A 19,875-nucleotide genomic window follows, 5' to 3' on the forward strand; every position below is an offset into this window, starting at 1 on the left:
ATGCGTTTAGTAATCGCCCGATGCTCAGTAGATTACGTGGGCCGCTTGGATGCCCACCTGCCGATGGCAGACCGCCTGCTCATCGTCAAAGCGGACGGTTCCGTGTCCGTGCATGCCGACGACCGCGCTTATAAGCCACTTAACTGGATGACACCCCCGTGCACTCTGAAGGAGTCCGCGATTGAGGACCTCGACGGTGAAGACACTGGCGAGATCTTGTGGCTGGTGGAAAACCCCAAGGGCGAGCAGTTGCGCATCACCATTGCCGAGATTCATGAAGAAATCTCCTATGACATGGGTGAGGATCCAGGCCTAGTCAAGGATGGCGTCGAGGCTCACCTTCAAGAGCTCTTGGCAGACCAGATTGATACCTTGGGCGAGCGCTACACGTTGGTGCGCCGCGAATATCCCACGGCCATCGGTCCTGTGGATATCATGGCTAAGGATGAGAACAATAATAACGTCGCCATCGAGGTAAAGCGCCGCGGCGGCATTGATGGCGTTGAGCAGCTGACACGGTATCTGGAGCTGCTCAACCGCGATGAGCTTCTCGCTCCTGTGTCCGGTGTATTCGCAGCCCAGGAAATCAAGCCGCAGGCACGTACCTTGGCTGAGGACCGCGGCATTCGGTGCGTGGTACTGGATTACCAGGAGCTACGCGGGCTCGAGTCGAACGAATTGCGACTGTTCTAATGCCACGGCGAAATAGGCGCAAACCCGTGGAAGTCCGGTCCCTGCCCAAAGACGGTTCAACCTTTCTAGGTTCGCAAACTGTCGAGGGACCAAGTTGGACGCACGGCGAGCCCTATGTCATGCGGCATATCGGTTCTGCTCGGGCCCAGAAGTATTACGTGTGCCCGGGGTGTAACCAGAACATTCCACCCGGGGTGGCACACATCGTCGCCTGGCCGCGGGACGTGGGCCGCCAGGGCGACGATCGCCGGCACTGGCACCGCCACTGCTGGGAGCGTAGGTAGACTAGCGGGCATGATTGTTGCATTTTCTGTAGCCCCTGCGGTGGTCAATAATGACTCCCAAGAAATGGCCGACGCCGTGTCCGAGGCCGTGCGCGTAGTCCGCGAATCTGGCCTGCCCAACGAGACCAATGCCATGTTCACCTTGCTAGAAGGCGAATGGGACGAGGTCTTTGACACGATTAAGAAGGCCACCGATGCAGTGCGTGCGGTATCCCCGCGCACTTCTTTGGTGGTCAAAGCCGATATTCGCGAAGGCGTAACTAATCAGCTAACGGACAAGGTAGATGCGGTTAACCGCCGCCTTGCAAAGGAGGACTAGATGACTTCACCAAATAATGCTTATGTAGGAGGAGCACTTGACCTCAGCCAGGTCAAGGCGCGAGCCGAGGCCCGGCAGAAGGCGCAGGAATCGCCGCAGACAAGTGCCGGCGGCGCCCAGCCTTTCTTCACGGTGACCGAGGCCAACTTCGACCAAGATGTGGTTCGCCGTTCTACGGAAGTTCCGGTCGTGGTCCTCATCGGCACTGCTCGCTCTACCCAGTCGGAGCAGTTGAAAACTGACCTTGCGGATTTGGCCGCGCAAGGAAACTTGAGCTTCTTGGTTGCTTACGTGGATGCGGATGCTACTCCGCAGGTTGCGCAGGCCTTTGGTGTTAAGAACCTGCCGACAGTCGTGGCCTTGGGTGCTGGGCAGCCACTGACCAATTTTGAGGGTGCGCAACCCAAAGACGCCCTAAAGCAATGGGTAGATACCTTGGTACAGAATGTGGGTCCACAGCTGAAGGGCCTGCAAGGCAATGAGGCATCGGAACAGCCCCAAGAGGAAGAAGAGGATCCGCGTCTCCAGGAAGCAGAAAGCTTCTTGAACGCTGGCGACTTTGATGGGGCGCTCAACGTCTACAACTCCATCTTGGAATCCGAGCCCGATAATGTGCAGATTAAGCAGGCGCGTGACACCACAGTCTTGCTCAAGCGCCTCGACCCTGCCAACCAGACCGAAGACCCGATTGCGGCCGCGGAAGGGGATAAGGGGGACGTCGATAAGCAAATGCGGGCTGCCGACGCCGAAGTGGTAGCCGGAGCCCCAGAAAAGGCCTTTGATCGCCTCATCGAGACGATGAAGACAACGGCCGGCGACGAGAAGTCCCGCGTGCGCGAGCGCCTACTGGAGCTCTTTGGGCTCTTTGAAGGCAATGACCCGCGCGTGCTCGACGCCCGCACCAAGCTGGCGAGCGCCCTGTACTAGGACTTAGCGCTCTAACACATACCACTGCACGGAATTGGCCGGCAGATGCAGCGTCGTGGAGTTGTTCTCCACGCGGATGCGCTGGGGAAGTGGGTTCCCAGCGCCTTCGTAGACGGCGTCGTCAGTGTTGAGCACCATCCGCCATTCGCCGTCGTGTGGAACCCAGAGGCCATAGTTGGGGATGGAAGAACCAGAAAGGTTGCACACGGCGAGCAGCGCAGAGCCGTCTGCGCCGTAGCGGACGTAGCCGAGCACGTTATTATTCGAATCATCCGCCTTGACCCACTGGAATCCCTCTTGGCTAAAGTCTTGCGACCACAAGGCAGGGGTATCGCGGTAGACGAGGTTAATATCACGTACGAGGCGCTTGATGCCCTGGTGCCATTCGCTACCCCAACCGTGGAGGTTACCCCAGTCCACAGAATGCCCCTCGGCCCACTCGGTAGTCTGGCCAAATTCCTGCCCCATGAAAAGCAGGTTCTTGCCGGGGTGGGAGAACATGTAGCCATAGAGGGCGCGGAGTCCGGCGGCCTTATTCCAGTCGTCGCCAGGCATGCGCTCCCACAGCGAGCCCTTGCCGTGTACTACTTCGTCGTGGCTAAAGGGCAGTACGTAGCGCTCGGAGTAGGCATAGACCATGGAGAAGGTGAGCTCGCCGTGGTGATAGGAACGGTGAATGGGCTCGTGCTTGAAGTACTCCAAGGTGTCATTCATCCAGCCCATATTCCACTTCAGGGAAAAGCCCAGGCCGTTTTCAGAGGTTGGGGCGGTAACACCCGGCCAGGAAGTGGATTCCTCGGCAATAGTGAGCACGCCTGGATGCGTGCGGTTGAGGGTGGCGTTGGTTTCCTGCAGGAATTGCACCGCCTCTAGGTTCTCGCGGCCACCATATTGGTTGGGCAGCCACTCATCGCGGGAATAGTCCAGGTAGAGCATGGAAGCCACGGCGTCTACGCGCAGGCCGTCGATGTGGAATTCTTCGGCCCAGTATAGGGCGTTGGCTACGAGGAAATTGCGGACCTCATTGCGGCCGAAGTCAAAGACATAGGTGCCCCAATCGGCCTGTTCGCCGCGGCGGGGATCGGGGTGTTCGTAGAGAGCCTGGCCGTCAAAGCGACCAAGGGCCCAATCATCCTTGGGGAAGTGTGCCGGCACCCAGTCCACGATGACGCCGATGCCGTTTTCGTGCAGGGCATTGACCAGCTCTCGGAATTCATCCGGCGAGCCCCAACGCGCAGAAGGCGAGTAGTAGCCAGAGACTTGGTATCCCCAGGACCCGCCGAAGGGATGCTCGGCCACGGGCAAGAGCTCGACGTGGGTGAAACCGTGCTCCTTGAGATAAGGGATGAGCTCCTCGCGAAGGCGGTTATAATTCGCCCCGACCTTCCACGAGCCGACGTGGACCTCATAGATGCTCATCGGGACATCGAGGTTTCCGGTGCGCTTGTTTATCCAAGCAGAATCGGACCAAGCGAAGCTAGTGGAATCCACGATCGAGTCCGTCTCCGGCGGGCAGGCGGTGCGCTTGGCAAGGGGATCGGCCTTGTCTTTGCGGCCTTCCTGGCCAAAGATGGCGAACTTATAGTGCTCGCCAGCACCGATACCGGGAACAAAGACCTCCCACACACCGGTAGAGCCAAGCGAACGCATCGGATACTGGGTGGGGTTCCAGCCACAGAAATCGCCGACGACGGCAACGCCCTGGGCATTGGGCGCCCACACGGCAAAGGAGACGCCGGACACGGTACCCATCTCAGTGTCATAGGAACGCAGGTTGGCGCCGAGGACATCCCAGAGGCGCTCGTGTCGGCCTTCCCCAATCAGGTGCAGATCCAGCGAGCCCACCGTGGGAAGGAAGTGATAGCCGTCTGCCACGGTGCGGGTAGGGGCCTCCGGATAGGAGATTTCTAAGCGGTAATCGCAGTTATCGCCAATTTCCGCCTCCCAGATGTCATCGCCCACCAAATCCATGGACACGGATTGCGTGGGAGTGTGAAGCTGCACCTCGCAAGCGCCTGGTTGGCGGGTGCGGACGGTACCTTCGTGCCAGCCGTAGAAACCGTGCGGGTCATGGTGGCGGCAGTCATTGAGGCGAGCGAGGTCAGCGGCCGGGATAGTCATACAATCACAGTACCTAGTTCGGGTGCGGTCGGGTGGGCGAATATTTACGGGCGATAGTCGCTTACTGCCCGCCAGGTGAGCTGTTCCTGGAGGGCGTGGTCGGCAGGGGGAAGGACGAAGACATGGGCGACGTCGCGAAGCGGCTCTAAGCGCACAAAGTTGCGCTCGGACCAGTGGTAGGCAGAGCCGGTAATCGTGTCCTGGACGGTATAGGACTCGCCGGGGTGGCGGCCGATAGCCTGCATATCTACCGTCACGGTGGCTTCCTGCGCGTTGCGCGGATCTAGGTTGACCACGACGAGGACTACATTGCCGGTGGCCGGATCCGCCTTGGAATAGGCAATGATGGCTTCATTGTCGGTGTCATGGAACCGCAGGGTGCGCAGTTGCTGCAAAGCGGGATTATCGCGGCGGATCTGGTTGAGCAGCCGGATATAGGACTCAAGGGAATCTCCCGACGCAGCCGCCGCCGCAAAATCGCGCGGGCGCAGTTCGTACTTCTCAGAGTCGAGATATTCCTCGGAGCCTGGGGCTACTGGGGTGTGCTCGTAGAGCTCAAAGCCGGAGTACACGCCCCATAGAGGCGACATGGTGGCGGCTAGGACCGCGCGAATGGCGAACATGGCACGCCCGCCGGTCTGCAGGGACTCGTGCAGGATATCCGGGGTATTAACAAAGAGGTTGGGGCGGCAGATATCTGCTCGGTCGACGTGCATCTGGCCAAATTGGGTGAGCTCGTGCTTGGAGGTTTGCCAGGTGAAATAGGTATAGGACTGGGAAAACCCTGCCTTTGCTAGACCGAAGAGGCGAGGCGCGCGGGTAAAGGCCTCAGCCAAGAAGATGACATCCGGATGGGTGGCGTGCACGCGGGTAATCAGCCAGTTCCAAAAATTTGCCGGCTTGGTGTGCGGGTTATCCACGCGGAAAGTACTCACACCGGCTTCGACCCAAATCATCAAGGTCTCATAGATCTCGTGGTAGATGGCATCAGGAGCGTTATCGAAGTTCAGCGGATAGATATCCTGATACTTCTTCGGCGGGTTCTCGGCGTAGGCGATGGTGCCATCTGGAAGGACGGTGAAAAATTCTGGGTGGCTCTTCGCCCACGGATGGTCTGGCGATGCTTGAAGAGCGAAATCGAGCGCTACCTCTAGGCCGAGTTCTTGGGCGCGGGAGACTAGTTTCTTGAAATCCTCCATGGTGCCCAAGTCCGGATGGGTGGTGGAGTGGTCCTGGATGGCCCAGGGGCTTCCCACATCGCCGGGCTCGGCAACGACCGAATTATTCTTTCCCTTGCGGTGTACCTTGCCGATGGGATGAATGGGCGGAAAGTACACCGTATCGAAGCCCATATCGGCCACCCGCTCCAGTGCCTTGGCAGTGGTGTCAAAAGTGCCGTGGACTGGATTTCCCTCTTCATCCCAGCCTCCCGTGGAGCGGGGAAAAAGCTCGTACCACGAGTTATAGAGCGCGGCCCAGCGCTCCACATATACCTCGTGGATTGCGCCCTCTACCAGCAGGTCGCGCAAGGGATGCGAGTGCAGGATGCCTGCTACCTCTTCCGAGAGCGCTACCTGCACGCGCTTATCGACGTCCAAGGACTCATCCTCCAAGTCCCGAGCGGCCGCAAAGAGCGGTTCCACCACATCCGACGGGGTTTGCAGAGCCGCGCGAGAAAACAACTCTGCGCCATGCTGCAGGTCATTGGCAAGCTCAGCAGCCGATTGCCCAGCCGCCATCTTCTTGGTTACCGCGTTCTTCCACGTGGCGATGGGATCGGACCAGGCATCGACGCGGAAGTACCAGGTGCCTTGGGTGCCCGGGGTAAATACGCCGTGTACGCGATCTTGGTCATTAGGGTCGACCTGCATGGTGACGGAGGAGGTAGCCGTGGTTCGTGCCGCCCACGCAGACAGGGTTGCCGAGACCGCATCGTGGCCCTCGCGCCAGACGAGGGCGGTGACAGGAATTACCTCGCCTACAACGGCTTTGGAGGCTACAGAACCGGCGGAGATAAGCGGGCGGACATCGTCAATACCAAGGCGAGTAGTCATGCCCATAAGACTAATGCAGCTGTGTCAATTTCACCGGGCAAAGAACAAATCAGTCACAATGGAAGGCGTGAACGATGTAACTCCCACTGATCAAGATTGGCTCGTAGATTTTCGCGGCGTCGAGCTGCGCCGCGGCGGCAAGACCCTCGTCGGACCCGTGGACTGGCAAGTAGAGCTCGATGAGCGCTGGGTCATTATTGGCCCCAATGGTGCGGGCAAGACCTCGCTGGTGCGCATGGCCGCGGCCGAAAAGTTCCCCTCGAAAGGCACCGCCTTTTTGATGGGGGAGCAAATCGGCAAAACCGACATGCGCGATCTGCGCGCGCTTATTGGCATTTCCTCCGCGGCGGTGCAATCGCGGATTCCGGACACTGAACGCGTGGACGATCTAGTTGTCTCCGCCGGTTACGCTGTGTTGGGCCGCTGGCGCGAAGAATACCAGGACATGGATTTCTCCCGCGCGGATGACATCTTGGCCCAAGTTGGCGCCACCCACCTCAAAGAGCGCACCTGGGGAACCCTGTCTGAGGGAGAAAAGAAGCGCGTCGTTCTCGCTCGCGCTCTCATGTCTAACCCGGAGTTGCTCATCCTCGATGAGCCGTCCGCAGGCATGGACCTGGGAGGCCGCGAAGACCTCGTGGGATACCTTGGCAATCTAGCCATGGACCCTGATGCCCCAGCGATAGTCATGATCACCCACCACGTGGAGGAGATTCCCTATGGCTTCACCCACGCCATGCTGTTAGATGAGGGTAAAGTTGTGGCAAAAGGGCTGATTAATTCCGTCCTCACCTCCGAAAATCTGACTCGCGCCTTCCACCAGCCTATTCAGGTGGACCGCATTGGACAGCGATACTTCGCCCGCCGAGCTTCTCTATGACCAATCCTTTTCATGACCGTCTCGATGCCATTGACGCCAGCGATACCACCGGCTTCCACGGTGGGCGCCTGGCGGCAACCGTCCTGCTCCTGCGGGACGGCGCTGACGGTCTTGAAGTGTGGGTACAAGAGCGCGTCCACACCATGCATAACTACCCGGGGCATTCAGTATTTCCGGGCGGCGGTGTAGACCCACGTGACTTTCCGCCGCGTGCCTGGGACTCGGGCGAGCTGTGGGCCGGAAAGTCTGTCATCTCCATGGCCCGCCGGATGGGCGTGACCAAGTACAAAGCCCACGCCCTCGTTTTCGCCGCTGCCCGCGAGCTCTTCGAAGAGGCCGGCACCCTTTTCGCCATCCGCGAGGACGGCATTGTCTCCAATGCGCGGCGTTATCACAAAGAGCGAAAGCTCCTCGAAAACCACACCATTTCCTTTACCGAATTCCTCAGCAATAACGGCATGCGTGTCGACGCCGATATGCTCCTACCTTGGGCGCGCTGGGTAGGAAAGGGAAAGAGCCATTGGTTCGACACCTTCTTCTTCGTTGGGGTGTTGCCCTCCGGCCAAGAACCCGATGGGGATACCGATGAAGCAGACGATGCCGGATGGTTCTCCCCGCAGCTCATCCTGGACGGCTGGCGCGCCGGGCTAGTGCGCCTTGCCATTCCCACGTGGGCACAGATGCAAAGGCTGAGCAAGTATTCCTCCGTCCAAGAGGTCCTAGAGGATGCGTCCTTTTCGGACCTGCGCCCCGTCATTGGGGATCCACGCGAAGATCCCCGGTACCGCGAATTCTTTTCCACCACCCCTTTAGACCGAATATGAGTTATACCCCCGCAGAAGTCGACTTCCTTGCCGAACATCAAGAGGAAATAGCACACCTCGACCTCACCTTAACCAAGGCTTCTCGGCTGAAAGACACCGAAATCCTCAAAGCTAAGTTCGGTGAGTATGGGCGCGCGGTGATGGAGCTGGTAACCGCCCGCAGTTCCGGCAAGCTCCCGCACGATTGGCTGATGGACGCAGACTCCGCCCAGCAAGCAACCCCCATTGAAGTGGCGGCGTATCGGACGAATTTCCTCGCCGAGCAGGGAGTGCGCAGCGTCCACGACGTCACCTGTTCCATCGGCACGGAAGGCTATAAGTCTCCGCTCGACTATTGTGGCTCTGACCTGGATGAATCACGGGTAAGAATGGCGAGGCACAATCTCTCCTCCGCCAAGATTTTCCGCGCGGATGCGCTGACGACTACTACTACCGCCGATGTTCTCCTTGCAGACCCGGCCCGCCGCGCCGGTGGCAGGCGAATCACGCGGCCGGAGGATTTGGTGCCACCGCTCCCGGAGGTCGTCGACAAGCATCGCGGCAAGGAACTGGCCATCAAGTGCGCGCCTGGCCTTGATTTCAGCGAGTGGGACGGCCTCGTCACCGTCGCGAGCGTCGATGGCGGGGTAAAAGAAGCCTGCCTTTATACCCCAGGCCTTGGCACCGGCCGAAGAGCGGTAATGATTCGAGGAAACAAGCTGGATGTCCTCGATGACCACGCAGACGACCTACCCGATGCTGGAGGCATTGGCAGTTACCTCATCGACCCGGATGGGGCCATCGTTCGAGCGGGGTTGGTCCAGCACTACGCGGCCAGGGAAGGGTTGCATCAAATCGATCCGCGCATCGCATACCTGACAGGAGAGAGGATTCCGGAGGGAACTTCGGGATTTCCTTTCATAGAAGAAGTACCCCTAAAAAGATTAAAATCCGTACTTAAATCCTATGACGCGGGAAGCCTAGAAATCCTTGTACGCGGGGTAGAGGTGGACCCTGACCAGCTACGGAAGAAGATGAAGCTGAAGGGATCGAAGCCTTTTGCGGTCATCATTACGCGAATTGGCTCACAGGGAATCGCCTTGCTGTGTCAACCCCGAGTATCATCGTCCGAGGATAATTACGCAACATAAATATATCGGAAAGGTGAGTGCCCAATGCCAACTATTGTGGCTCTGGTCAAACACGTGCCGGATACGTGGTCTACCAAGTCTTTGAACGATGACCACACCCTGGATCGCACCTCCGTGGATAACGTCATTGATGAGGTTAATGAGTACTCCGTGGAACAAGCCCTGCGACTGCGCGACAATAACCCCGATGCGGGCTACAAAGTCGTAGCACTGACCATGGGGCCGGCCCAGGCCGACGAGGCACTGCGTAAGGCTTTGGCTATGGGCGCCGACGATGCCGTGCTCGTCTCCGATGATTCCTTGGCCGGGGCGGACGCGCTATCGACCGCGTGGACCCTCAATGCCGCGCTTAACAAGCTTGACGACGTCCAGCTGATCACCGCCGGCACCGAAGCTTCCGATGCCTCCACCGGCCTGCTTACCGGCCTGCTCGCCGAGTACCGCCAGCTGCCGGCCCTCACTGGCTTGCACAAGGTCGAGCTAGCTGACGGCACCCTGCAGGGCACCCGTGATGACGCGCGCGGCACCTGGGAACTCGAGGCGCCGCTGCCAGCGATCGTTACGGTGAACGATAAGAGTGACAAGCCACGATTCCCCAATTTCAAGGGCCTGATGGCAGCTAAGAAGGCGGAAATCACCACCTTCACCCTGGCTGACCTGGGCATCGAGGCCATCGCGCCGACGACCTCTGTCTCGGCTGCTGAGAAGCGCCCACCGCGCACCGCCGGCGAAGTTATTTCGGAGCCCAACCCGCAAGATGCAGCGAAGAAGATCGCTGATTTCCTGTCCGCAAAGAACTTGATTTAGGAGTAGATATGTCGCACGTTTACGTACTAGTTGAGCACGACGCGGACAACCTCCTTCCCGTTACCGGCGAGCTGATTACGGCCGCGCGGGAATTGGGTACGGTGTCCGCAGTGGTCGTCGGCAAGCAGACCGATAAATTTGATGCCGACCTTGCCGCCCTCGGCGCCGCACAGGTAGTTCAGGCAACGGCCGAGGATTATGAACAGCGTTTCCTTACCCCGGAGGTCGATGCCCTGCATGCGCTTGGCGCTGCGAACCCAGCGCCCATCGTGCTGGCCGCAACTCCGGCCAATAACGAGATTGCCGGCCGCCTCGCGGCTCGCCTCGCCTCTGGCGCACTGGTCAATGTCAATGGCATTGCCGCCGATGGCTCCGCCCAGATGAGCATTTTCGGTGGTTCCTATGAGACCACCTCTACCGCCGCTGGTCAGTGCCCGATCTACACCCTTCGCCCGGGTGCGGTTGAGGCTGCGCCACAGCAGGTGGAGGCACAGCCGGCGCCGATGCCGTTGCCGGCCGCCACGGCTAAAGACGTCAAGGTAACTTCCTTTACTCCGGCTCAGAAGTCCGCACGACCGGAAATTACCGAGGCCAAGGCAGTCGTCGCCGGCGGCCGTGGCGTGGGCGACGAGTTCGGGGCCGTCGTCGAGCCGCTTGCCGACGCCCTCGGGGCCGCAGTCGGCGCCACCCGCGACGCCGTCGATGAAGGCTTTTATGACGCCGCCTATCAGATCGGCCAGACCGGTGTTACCGTCTCGCCTGACCTCTACATCGGCTTGGGCATCTCTGGCGCTATCCAGCACACCTCTGGCATGCAGACTTCCGGCACCATTGTGGTGGTCAACCAAGACCAGGATGAGCCGTTTTTCCAGATCGCTGATCTCGGCGTCGTGGGCGACCTGCATGAAATCGCACCGGCCCTGACCGAGGAACTGAAGGCGCGCCAGTAATGCCGCACTACTTCGACTATGCCGCTACCCAGCCGATGCGCCAGAGCGCGATTGACGCGTGGGTGGCGGCGGCCGGCTCCCTCAACTCCGGCGCGCAGTATGGTTCCGGCCGCAAGGCTCGGTCCGTACTGGATGATGCCCGCGAAAAGGTCGCTTCCCTCCTCGGCTGCGAGCCCATCGAAGTCATTTTCACCTCTTCTGGCACCGAGGCGGACAATATCGCCATTCAGGGGCTCTACGCGGCTGGGCAAACAAACCGCATTATTTCTACCGATATTGAGCACCCCGCCGTGCGCGATACCGTCTCTAAGCTGGAGAAAACCGGAGCGGCCGTCGACATCCTTCCCGTCGACCGTTCTGGGCACATCGCAGATCTGTCGGTCCTAGACACGCTTGCCGACGTCGCTACCTGCATGTGGGCCAACAACGAAACCGGCGCTATTCAGCCGATCGAAGAGATAGCCACACGTGCGAATGCGACAGGCACGCCCGTGCACGTCGACGCGGTCCAGGCCGTGGGCAAAGTTCCCATCAATTTTTCCGATCTAGGGATCACCAGCCTCGCCGCCAGCGCCCACAAGTTCGGCGGCCCCCGCGGCATCGGTCTGCTTTTGGCCAAGCGCAGTCCTGCGCCCCAGCCGATCGCCTACGGCGGCGGCCAAGAGCGAGGTATTCGCCCTGGCACCGTGGACGTCGCGGGCGCTTCCGGTCTAGCTGCGGCGTTGGAGGAATCAGTCTCCGAAATCACTGCCCAGGGTGAGCGAATAGCTGCTCTCCGCAATAAGCTGCGCGACGGAGTTCTCGCGACCATTGATGACGTAGTGGTCAACTCTGCTGAGCCGTGCTTGCCTTCCCACCTGCACTTCTCATTTCCCGGTGCTGATGGCGATAGCCTCATCATGCTGCTGGATTCCTTGCAGATCGAGGCCTCTACCGGCAGTGCTTGCAGCGCAGGCGTAAACCGCATGTCTCATGTCCTCGAGGCAATGGGCGTAAGTGAGGCGGAAGGAATCGGTTCCTTGCGCTTTACTCTCGGCAGGCGTACTTCGGAAGAGGACGTTGACTACGTCTTGGCTCATCTTCCGGAGATCATTTCCCGAGCCCGTTCCGTCTAGATATTATTCCTTTCCTTCGCCGCTGCCCGCCGGGCGGCGATAGCTTGGCCTACCGTTAGCGCCCAGTTCTTGTTCTTGGGTGCTAGCGGTCCTTGGGGCTCATCGTATTCCCAGCGGCCATTGTCAAAGAGCCACACTATGTCCCCAGTATGCGGATCCATGATGTAGAAGGCACCACCATCGGTCTTGATGTTGTGGTGATGCTGACAGAGTGATGCCAAGTTGCTCCCCGCCGTTTTTCCTCGCTGTGCATGGTCAATTCGGTGGTCCTTTTGGCAGTTTTCTGCGGGGCGATTACAACCTGGCCAGCGGCACACGCCATCGCGGCCTTCCACGTAGGCGCCAATGAGCGGGGGAGTAACGTAGCTTTCGCTCTCCATCCTTTTTGCAAGGTCCATATCCCGCGTCTGGCTGGGACGCAGACTGTCAGCGGTCTCAGGGCTTACCCATCCGAATCCCCGGATAAATGCGGGAGCAGCCTCCTGGTCGTGGGCTCGGTACATATGAAGAACCACTTTTGCCCGCGACTCAATTTCGCCCAGAATCAATTTGGCTAGGGCTTCAGCTTTGGTGAGATTATGCTCTTCGGCTGCCTTACTGACGTGTTCATCGATGGCTAGCATGGTAGCTTCATCGAATTCCGCTGCTAGCCCGGCCTTGCCGCCGAAACTGTGGTAGGTGAAATAGGAGTCGTTCCCTGCATCAGGCTCTTTATCTTCATTGGGGTGTGGGGCCTCCACAGCGATGAGGCCATTTAGTTTTCGCCGCAAATTGGTATTCGAAGGCAGTACCTGGCCGGGCTTCGTGGGGGTCAGGTAACGCGCAAGCTCTTGGTCTATCCGCTCGAGAATTTCGGTCGGGATGTCGCCCAGCTTGCTAAGCACGGCGTCGATAGTAATAAGCCGAGAGAAATCCAGGAAGTAATAGGTTTCCTGGAGTGCCTTTGTGAGTGGTAGCTCTGCGAGTCGATATAGGGCCATTGTTATGTCTCGCGTGCGCCGCTCGCTTAAGCCCGTGCGGGTGGAAAGTGTGTGGCAAGATATGTCGAAATCTTCTTCTAGGTCTGGCTTCACCTTATTCCAGAATAGGTAATCTTGTTTTCTGATTTCTGTGGCTTTAACTGCAAGCGGATCGTTGGGGTCATTGACTATGTAGTAGGCGTCCAAGATGAAATCCCCCGATTTGTAGAACATGTGTACTTAACTTCATGGTGAATATTTTAAGGCGTGCCCTGCCCCTTTGCAAGGGGTGTGGGCAAAGATATGTTCTAAAAGGATGTATTCCAAGAGGGGGTGAAATGGAGGTAAAGAAAATTATTTCAAGTGGCGCGTGTTAAAGATGTGACAGGAGTGAAGGCGTTGCTAGACTCACGCGCATGACATCAAAGAAGGCACTCCGAAAGAGCATTACTGCGGTGGTCACCGTGGCTGCGCTAGCCGTAAGTGGTACCGCCGTCGCCCAGGCGGTGAGCCTCGGTGCACCTAAGGGCATTGACGTTGCAGCGCACCAGCATCCAGGCGGTACACCTATCGATTGGTCAAAGGTGCGTACCGACGGTCAGTCCTTTGCATTCGTGAAGGCTACCGAGGGCGGTGATTGGGTAAACCCCCACTACGTACAGGATATTCAGGCGGCTAATGCTGCTGGACTCAAGACCGGTGCATACCACTACGCACGTCCGGCTGGCGACGCCAAGACTCAGGCGGCCAACTTTGCCGCGCAGATCGCCCTTGCCCCGGATCAGACATTGCCTCCTGCACTTGATATAGAGGTGGCGGAAGGAAAGTCCGCGGCACAGCTGGAGCAGTGGATTGAAGAATTTACTAGCGAGCTCAAGCGTCTTACCGGCCGCACGCCCATGATCTACACCTACAAGTACTTCTGGATGGGGCAGATGAATAACTCCCAGAAGTTCTCGGATATGCCATTGTGGCTCGCGGCCTATCAGGACCAGGCGCCCGAAGCGGTGGGCGGATGGAACGAGCTATCTTTCTGGCAGCGTTCTGGTTCTGGCAAGGTGGCAGGAATTTCTACCGACGTCGACATGAACCTGTTCAACGGTTCCAAGCAGCAGCTGCAGTCTTTCAGTGACGGCAATTACGTCGACGTCGGCGGCGCGCTAGAGCAGCTGGTTGTGAGCGATGGGCTTGACTTGAGTTCCGATAGTACGCCGCTCATCGGCGCTATTTTGGCACTGGCGGCGGGGCTGATTGCGATTCCGCAGCTTGCCGACGCCGCCGAAAAGTCCGGCCTCGATCCCCAAGCGGCGGAGGGCCTGGCTGGCTTCGTCAAGACCCTTAAGGACAAGGACGCCCTTCCAGTGGAGGACCTGGGCGATATGGCCAAGGGCAACTTCTCCGTCAGCGACCTAGCTATCCTGCTGGACAATGCCGGTCACGTAAACAACGTGAAGTCAGGCAACGTCTCCGAGTCAGAGGTATCGGAAGCTAAGAATGCCGCCAAGAACGCCGGCGCTGACGTTCCCGATTTCGATGCGGGTCAGGTAGCTACGCTGCTTAATCGCGTGCTGCAGTAGCACCGGTGAAAAACGCGCGGGTCCAGGACTCGTCTTTGTAATGGGCGGGCACGGCCCCGCCAAGGAGTGCCTTTGCCAGCTGGGCGGCTTCCATGGAGCCCTCGGCTGGCATTTCTGTATCTGAGGCCACCAGGATGATGTTTCCGTAGCGCCGGCCCTTGAGCATCGGTGGATCCGCGACGACGGCGAGGTGGTCAAATACTTTATCCAGGCCCGCCAGTTCGCTCTTTGCCAGCTGTAGATCGGAATGATCACCGCAGTTGGCCACGTAGAGGCCGCCTGCCGCAAGCGACTGTTTTGCTGCCTGAAAGAATTCGACGGTGGTGAGGTTGGCTGGTGTCTTGTCCCCAGCGAAGACATCGCGGATGATGATGTCGCGGCTGGACGGCAGGAACCCCTCGGTTTCTTTGCGTGCTTCGCCGGCGCGGATTTTGACGGTGGGGGAACGGGGGACGTCGAAAAGCGTACGCACCAATTCTCCCAGCTTGGCGTCCAGCTCCACCACTGTGTGGCGGCTGCCTGGGAGCCTGCTAGCGAAGTAGCGCGGAAGGGAACAACCCGCCCCGCCTAGGTGGGTGACGCGGAGCTTGTTCGCTGGACGAGTATTGAGGTGCTCAACCGCCGCCGCAATCCAGCGCATGTACTCAAACTCCAGTTCCTCCGGCTCACCGAGCACAATATGGCTGCTTGGCACGCCATTAACGTTGAGAATATAGGCACCGTCGCGAAACTCATCCGGCACCACTTCGGCCGTGCCGGTAGAAATGTTGTAGGTGCCGGTGATTCCCGGGTCGGTGGAAGCTCGCTTTCTGCCCATGTCACCCAAGCTTAGGGAATGGATTCGATTTAAGCCGCGTTGGGGCTAGGGAGTAGACTTTCGGGCCTGTAGTCAAGGTGAAATGGGGAGCACAATGCGAGTATTGGTTGCCATGTCCGGCGGCGTGGACTCATCGGTTGCCGCCGCCCGCGCAGTAGAAGCCGGCCACGAGGTGATTGGTGTTCACCTCGCGCTGCACAAAGACGCGCAGCAGACCAGGGAAAAGGCACGTGGTTGCTGCTCGTTGGAGGATTCGGCCGACGCCCGTCGCATCTGCGATAAGCTGGGCATTCCATTTTATGTGTGGGACTTTTCGAAAGAATTCAAAGAAGAGGTCATCACGGACTTCGTGGATTCCTACGCCCGCGGCGAGACGCCGAATCCCTGCCTGCGCTGCAACGAGAAGATTAAGTTCCGGGCGCTGCTGCAAAAGGGCATGGCGCTTGGCTTCGATGCGGTTGCGACGGGGCACTACGCCACCCTCGATGAGGACGGCTATATGCGCCGGTCCTTGGACGAGAAAAAGGATCAGTCTTATGTGCTCGGCGTGATCTCGGCCGAAGAGTTGAAGCATTGCTTTTTCCCCATCGGCGACACCCCTAAGCCACAGATCCGCGAAGAGGCAGCGGCGCATGGCTTTTCCACCGCGAAAAAGCCAGATTCCTACGACATCTGCTTTATTCCAGACGGTAATACGCAGGCCTTTTTGGGTGCCCGCATTGGGCTACGCCCCGGCATGATCGTGGATCAAGAGGGCACGGAGCTCAAGGAGCACGATGGCGCGTGGAACTACACCATCGGCCAGCGCAAGGGCCTGGACATTAAGGCGCCGGCTGCCGACGGCCGCCCCCGCTACGTCACCGATATTGATGCTGCTACCGGCACGGTTACCGTCGGCGCCCGCGAGGACTTGGCCGTAACCTCGATTCAGGCCGATCGCCTGAAGTACCTCCACCCAAGCATGGATGGGGATTTCGAGTGCGAGGTTCAGGTGCGCGCACACGGCTCCGTGGTGGCATGTACCGCCCACGTTGATCGCGAGGCGGACGAGATGCGCCTCGAGCTCAAGGAGCCGCTATCCGGTGTCGCCCGCGGCCAAGCGGCGGTGCTGTATTTGCCTTCGCCGGACGAGCTGGGAGACATCGTCATTGGCTCCGGCACCATCTGCGGAACTAATTAAGCACGCAGGTGGCAATGAGCCGGTCTAGGGCACGGACATCGATATTGGGGCCAATGTTGATTTTGAATTCGCCGGCCCTAGTCCACAGTTGCAGCTCCGCATTGAGGTCAAGGAGCTTTCCCGCGTTTTCCGTGGACCACATGTTGATGGAGGAATAGGGCAGGGAATACATCTCTACCTTTTTGCCTGTCAGGCCTTGCGCATCGCGGATGATGAGGCGCTTATTGGTAAATACGGCGGCATCGCGGACGGTCTTGAAAGCGCAGACAGGATATTCCTGTTCAGCCAAGACAGTGGAAATGTCCTGAGGGATGTCGCACTCGTTGTAGAAGGTCCAGCCGGAGTATTTTTCCACGCCCATAGTAAGGTTCCTTTCCAAGTGATACGTCGCGTATCGGGTAGATAATTCTGAGAAATAATACTAGCGCCGAGGTGAATATGGACGCTTTTGGCTTAGGCCCTATGCCGGGATACTCCATGAGTGAGGCGGCAGACATCGTGGTGGGGGAGACGGGTGGTCTTCCGCACCTTCCGCAGTTGCCGGACCGCGGGATTCACGCTGGGGCCATTGGGCGAACAGCGGGCTTGTTGGAAGCAGTCTCCATTGACCGCGGACCACGATCGTGGGTACTCAGTGATCGGCCGCAGCTCATCTCGCATTGGATTGGCGACCAGTTGAGCCGGGACCTGGACGAGATTCAGGAGGTGTGGGGCGAGTCAGTTCCGCGCATCAAGGTCCAAGCGGTAGGCCCGTGGAGTTTGGCGGCCGCCGTGGAGCTAGGAAACGGGCACCGCGCGATTACTGATTCAGGTGCGTTCCGGGACCTGTGTGGTGCTTTATTGGCCGGAATTCAGGAACACACGGCGCAGGTGGCACAGCGCTTTGGGGCAGAAGTGCGTGTCCAGCTGGACGAGCCCCTGCTTGCCGACGTCCTTTCAGGCACCCTTCCAGGCACCACCGACTTCGATACGATTAGGGCTGTTCCCGCGGACCAAGTCAATGCGACTTTGGCGGAGTTTGGCGCGGATTACTTACGGCTTCGCGAGCCCTTATGGGAAGTGGCGGCGAAGACGGTGCTGCTCGATTTCGCTGGTCTAGCCTCGCCCGAGCATCTCGATGGCTTGGGGCAGTGGATTGATGGCGGCGCTCGCGTTGGTCTCGGCGTGGCAGGGCACGATGCTCGCACGGAGGCTATTTCTATTGCACAGCACTTCGACCGCATGGGATTGTCGCGGGAGCTAATTCCAGGGCAGGTTGATATCTTCCCGTGGCCGGTGGAAAAGGCCGCGCACAGCTATTCTTTTGCCGCTGAGGTGGCGGGCATCCTCATCCGTGACGTCGGCGATCTTTAATCGACGCGCCCGCGGCTATCCGTGGTGGTGAAGTATTCGCCCATATAGGGAATGACGTAGCGTAGCTTGCCATGTGCGGTGGGTTCGATGAGGTCGGCGTCGATAAGCCGCTGGCGGGTGGCCGACAAGGAGCGCACCGTGCGGTCCATGTGGCCCGCGATGTCTGCGATGGTGGCGATGCCATCGACTTCGACTGCGGCCATCGCTTCTAGGAACTCCCGCTGCGCCGGCGGCAGGGCTAGCGTCGCAGGCTGGTGCACCTGAGCGCCCATGATCGATATTGCATCAGGGGTGATGGAGGCAATTGTCTGCTGGGAAATGCCGCTTTCGTGGTTCCGGCGACTGCGCTCCCACGCTAGTGAGCCGACCAATTGCACGAGGTAGGGATAGCCGCGGGTGAGCGCAGCGGCGTCCGTAATCGCTTCGTGGCTAAACTCCAGCCCTGAGCCCGAGGCTGTATGTTCGAGCGCCTGCTCCGCATTGGCCGGCGACAAGGGGCCGAGCACGAATTTCTGGGCCCGGCGCAGGAAGGTGACCCCGGGCAGGTCCAACAAGTGGTTGACCCCCTGCGGCAGGCCAGCGGCCACCAAGGCGATATCGATTTCATCGCGCACCAAGTCTTGGTAGGCCACGGCGATGGTGGTGAGCTCTTCGACGTCGGCGTCTTGGACCTCATCGATGGTGAGGAGGATGCCGGTTCCCTTTAGCTCGGCGGAAAGCTCGCGTAGGCGGGTATTCAACGTGGGGGCGAAGCGGTCTTCCTTCTGGTGGTCGAAGCCAATCGATCCTACGCCGCCGATGCCGATGCGGCTGACCTTCTTCTTATCGCTGGGCGAGAGCCGCTCGAGGAGCCTCGGAATCGTGGTGTTGACCAGTTCCTCCACCATGGTGGAGCGCCCGGAGGCGCGTAGCGTTACCCAACCGCGCGCTTCAGCAATATCTTCCAACTCGTTGATAAGGACCGTTTTGCCGATGCCCCTAGCTCCGCTTAGCACCATGGACCGGGAGGCATTGCCTGCTGAACCATCGAGGGCAGTGCGGAAACTATCGAGCACGACGCCGCGGCCGACCCAGAACAGGGGAGGGGCGCCGAATGTCGGGCGGAATGGGTTGTCCATGCGGTTAGTGTAACCCGTTTTGTCGGAGATTTGGGAGACTTTCGGCTCGAAGTGGAGATTTGGGAGACTTTAACTGATGAGTGGCCACGCCGTCGAGACATCCGAGGCATCGCGGCCCTTGCCTTCCAGGTATTTCTTAAATGCAGTCCGATCCTCGTACCACTTGACGGCTTGGAACTCCATGAGCTCGTTTTCATCCATCTGTGCCAGGTTGGGGTAGTGCTGGCGTACCTGCTTCCACGCCACGCGGGCGGCCGCTAGGGCGTCGGCAGTAGCTTCGTGGGCGTTGCCCAACTCGACGCCATAGTGTTCGCACACTGCGCCAAGGGTTCGTTTTCCTTTTCGCCACTTATCGCTGACGCGGTCGATCACATAGGGGTCATAGACCGGGCCGGTTACCGTGAAATCGCCAGTGAGGCTGCGCAACACCGTGAGATCAAAGGCAGCGTTATAGACAATGAGCGTCAGGCCGTCCTCCCACGCGGCCTTGATGGCTTCGACCGTATCTTTTAGAACATCCTCATGTGGTCGCCCCTCTGCGCGAGCCTTTTCCGTGGTGATTCCATGGACATTGGTCGCTTCCTGTGGAATTTCGATTCCGGGATCGGCTAGGTGCTCAATTTTTTGCACATCGCGGCCGTCAATGCGGACTAGGGCAGAGGTAACAATGCGGGCTTGTTTAGGGTTGGCCGAGGTGGTCTCAAGGTCGAAGGCGAGCATGCGGGAGGCGTCGAAATTCATGATCCATACCTTAGTAGCTAGCCCCG

Annotated in this window: 20 protein-coding genes; 13 read left to right on the forward strand and 7 right to left on the reverse strand. The window is 59.2% G+C overall.

Annotation, left to right across the window (positions count from 1 at the left end; all coding sequences use genetic code 11):
* The 4 genes from nucS to QKD99_RS04105 are packed head-to-tail and all read left to right on the forward strand — an operon-like array spanning position 1 to position 2,223.
* Complete coding sequence (gene nucS, locus QKD99_RS04090) at positions 1 to 693, forward strand: endonuclease NucS (RefSeq protein ID WP_250410351.1); 693 nt, start codon at positions 1 to 3, stop codon at positions 691 to 693.
* The gene (locus QKD99_RS04095) at positions 693 to 977 is read left to right on the forward strand and encodes a hypothetical protein (RefSeq protein ID WP_284766272.1); all 285 of its coding nucleotides are present in this window, start codon (positions 693 to 695) and stop codon (positions 975 to 977) included. Before nucS ends, QKD99_RS04095 begins: the two co-directional genes overlap by 1 nt.
* A gap of 10 nt (positions 978 to 987) precedes the next feature.
* Positions 988 to 1,296 (forward strand): thiamine-binding protein, encoded by a 309-nt coding sequence (locus QKD99_RS04100; protein ID WP_005323373.1) that lies wholly within the window; start codon positions 988 to 990, stop codon positions 1,294 to 1,296.
* Positions 1,297 to 2,223, forward strand: coding sequence for a tetratricopeptide repeat protein (locus QKD99_RS04105; RefSeq protein WP_347950782.1), 927 nt, complete (start codon positions 1,297 to 1,299; stop codon positions 2,221 to 2,223). It begins immediately after the preceding gene.
* A gap of 3 nt (positions 2,224 to 2,226) precedes the next feature.
* Here QKD99_RS04105 and glgB read toward each other — a convergent pair whose 3' ends face one another.
* Positions 2,227 to 4,344, reverse strand: a complete 2,118-nt coding sequence (gene glgB, locus QKD99_RS04110) for a 1,4-alpha-glucan branching protein GlgB (protein WP_347950783.1) — start codon at positions 4,342 to 4,344, stop codon at positions 2,227 to 2,229.
* Between the two features lie 44 nt (positions 4,345 to 4,388).
* Positions 4,389 to 6,398 carry a maltotransferase domain-containing protein gene (locus QKD99_RS04115; RefSeq protein ID WP_347950784.1) on the reverse strand — a complete coding sequence of 670 codons (2,010 nt, stop codon included), beginning with the start codon at positions 6,396 to 6,398 and terminating at the stop codon, positions 4,389 to 4,391.
* A gap of 58 nt (positions 6,399 to 6,456) precedes the next feature.
* On the opposite strand from QKD99_RS04115, the gene QKD99_RS04120 reads away from it, so the two are divergent.
* The 6 genes from QKD99_RS04120 to QKD99_RS04145 are packed head-to-tail and all read left to right on the forward strand — an operon-like array spanning position 6,457 to position 12,104.
* A complete protein-coding gene (locus tag QKD99_RS04120) occupies positions 6,457 to 7,278 on the forward strand; it encodes an ABC transporter ATP-binding protein (protein WP_347950785.1) in 822 nt (273 codons plus the stop codon).
* Entirely contained in the window at positions 7,275 to 8,102 is an 828-nt protein-coding gene (locus QKD99_RS04125) for an NUDIX hydrolase (RefSeq protein WP_239191469.1), read from the forward strand. Before QKD99_RS04120 ends, QKD99_RS04125 begins: the two co-directional genes overlap by 4 nt.
* Entirely contained in the window at positions 8,099 to 9,232 is a 1,134-nt protein-coding gene (locus QKD99_RS04130; RefSeq protein WP_347950786.1) for an SAM-dependent methyltransferase, read from the forward strand. Before QKD99_RS04125 ends, QKD99_RS04130 begins: the two co-directional genes overlap by 4 nt.
* Before the next feature lie 24 nt (positions 9,233 to 9,256).
* A complete protein-coding gene (locus tag QKD99_RS04135; RefSeq protein ID WP_347950787.1) occupies positions 9,257 to 10,039 on the forward strand; it encodes an electron transfer flavoprotein subunit beta/FixA family protein in 783 nt (260 codons plus the stop codon).
* 8 nt (positions 10,040 to 10,047) lie between these two features.
* Complete coding sequence (locus QKD99_RS04140; RefSeq protein WP_347950788.1) at positions 10,048 to 10,989, forward strand: electron transfer flavoprotein subunit alpha/FixB family protein; 942 nt, start codon at positions 10,048 to 10,050, stop codon at positions 10,987 to 10,989.
* A complete protein-coding gene (locus QKD99_RS04145) occupies positions 10,989 to 12,104 on the forward strand; it encodes a cysteine desulfurase family protein (protein WP_347950789.1) in 1,116 nt (371 codons plus the stop codon). Before QKD99_RS04140 ends, QKD99_RS04145 begins: the two co-directional genes overlap by 1 nt.
* On the opposite strand, the gene QKD99_RS04150 is transcribed toward QKD99_RS04145, so the two are convergent.
* Positions 12,101 to 13,297 (reverse strand): HNH endonuclease signature motif containing protein, encoded by a 1,197-nt coding sequence (locus tag QKD99_RS04150; protein ID WP_347950790.1) that lies wholly within the window; start codon positions 13,295 to 13,297, stop codon positions 12,101 to 12,103. The two genes, QKD99_RS04145 and QKD99_RS04150, sit on opposite strands and share 4 nt — an antisense overlap.
* Positions 13,298 to 13,479: 182 nt before the next feature.
* Between QKD99_RS04150 and QKD99_RS04155 the strand changes: the two genes are divergently transcribed.
* Positions 13,480 to 14,640, forward strand: coding sequence for a glycoside hydrolase family 25 protein (locus QKD99_RS04155; RefSeq protein ID WP_347950791.1), 1,161 nt, complete (start codon positions 13,480 to 13,482; stop codon positions 14,638 to 14,640).
* Here the strand turns inward: QKD99_RS04155 and QKD99_RS04160 are convergent.
* Complete coding sequence (locus QKD99_RS04160; protein WP_347950792.1) at positions 14,621 to 15,457, reverse strand: fused MFS/spermidine synthase; 837 nt, start codon at positions 15,455 to 15,457, stop codon at positions 14,621 to 14,623. The two genes, QKD99_RS04155 and QKD99_RS04160, sit on opposite strands and share 20 nt — an antisense overlap.
* 94 nt (positions 15,458 to 15,551) lie before the next feature.
* Between QKD99_RS04160 and mnmA the strand changes: the two genes are divergently transcribed.
* The gene (gene mnmA / locus QKD99_RS04165; protein WP_347950793.1) at positions 15,552 to 16,637 is read left to right on the forward strand and encodes a tRNA 2-thiouridine(34) synthase MnmA; all 1,086 of its coding nucleotides are present in this window, start codon (positions 15,552 to 15,554) and stop codon (positions 16,635 to 16,637) included.
* Here the strand turns inward: mnmA and QKD99_RS04170 are convergent.
* Entirely contained in the window at positions 16,630 to 16,998 is a 369-nt protein-coding gene (locus tag QKD99_RS04170; protein WP_347950794.1) for a PH domain-containing protein, read from the reverse strand. The two genes, mnmA and QKD99_RS04170, sit on opposite strands and share 8 nt — an antisense overlap.
* Before the next feature lie 77 nt (positions 16,999 to 17,075).
* On the opposite strand from QKD99_RS04170, the gene QKD99_RS04175 reads away from it, so the two are divergent.
* Positions 17,076 to 17,990, forward strand: a complete 915-nt coding sequence (locus QKD99_RS04175; protein ID WP_316981064.1) for a methionine synthase — start codon at positions 17,076 to 17,078, stop codon at positions 17,988 to 17,990.
* Here the strand turns inward: QKD99_RS04175 and QKD99_RS04180 are convergent.
* Together QKD99_RS04180 and QKD99_RS04185 are read right to left on the reverse strand one after the other, a co-directional pair.
* On the reverse strand, positions 17,987 to 19,108 hold the full coding sequence (locus QKD99_RS04180) for an AAA family ATPase (RefSeq protein WP_316981065.1): 1,122 nt from the start codon (positions 19,106 to 19,108) through the stop codon (positions 17,987 to 17,989). The two genes, QKD99_RS04175 and QKD99_RS04180, sit on opposite strands and share 4 nt — an antisense overlap.
* A 69-nt stretch (positions 19,109 to 19,177) precedes the next feature.
* Positions 19,178 to 19,849 carry a 3'-5' exonuclease gene (locus tag QKD99_RS04185; RefSeq protein WP_316981066.1) on the reverse strand — a complete coding sequence of 224 codons (672 nt, stop codon included), beginning with the start codon at positions 19,847 to 19,849 and terminating at the stop codon, positions 19,178 to 19,180.
* Between the last annotated feature and the right edge of the window lie 26 nt (positions 19,850 to 19,875).

The organism is Corynebacterium sp. c3Ub_189, from assembly GCF_039907195.1.
GTDB lineage: Bacteria > Actinomycetota > Actinomycetes > Mycobacteriales > Mycobacteriaceae > Corynebacterium.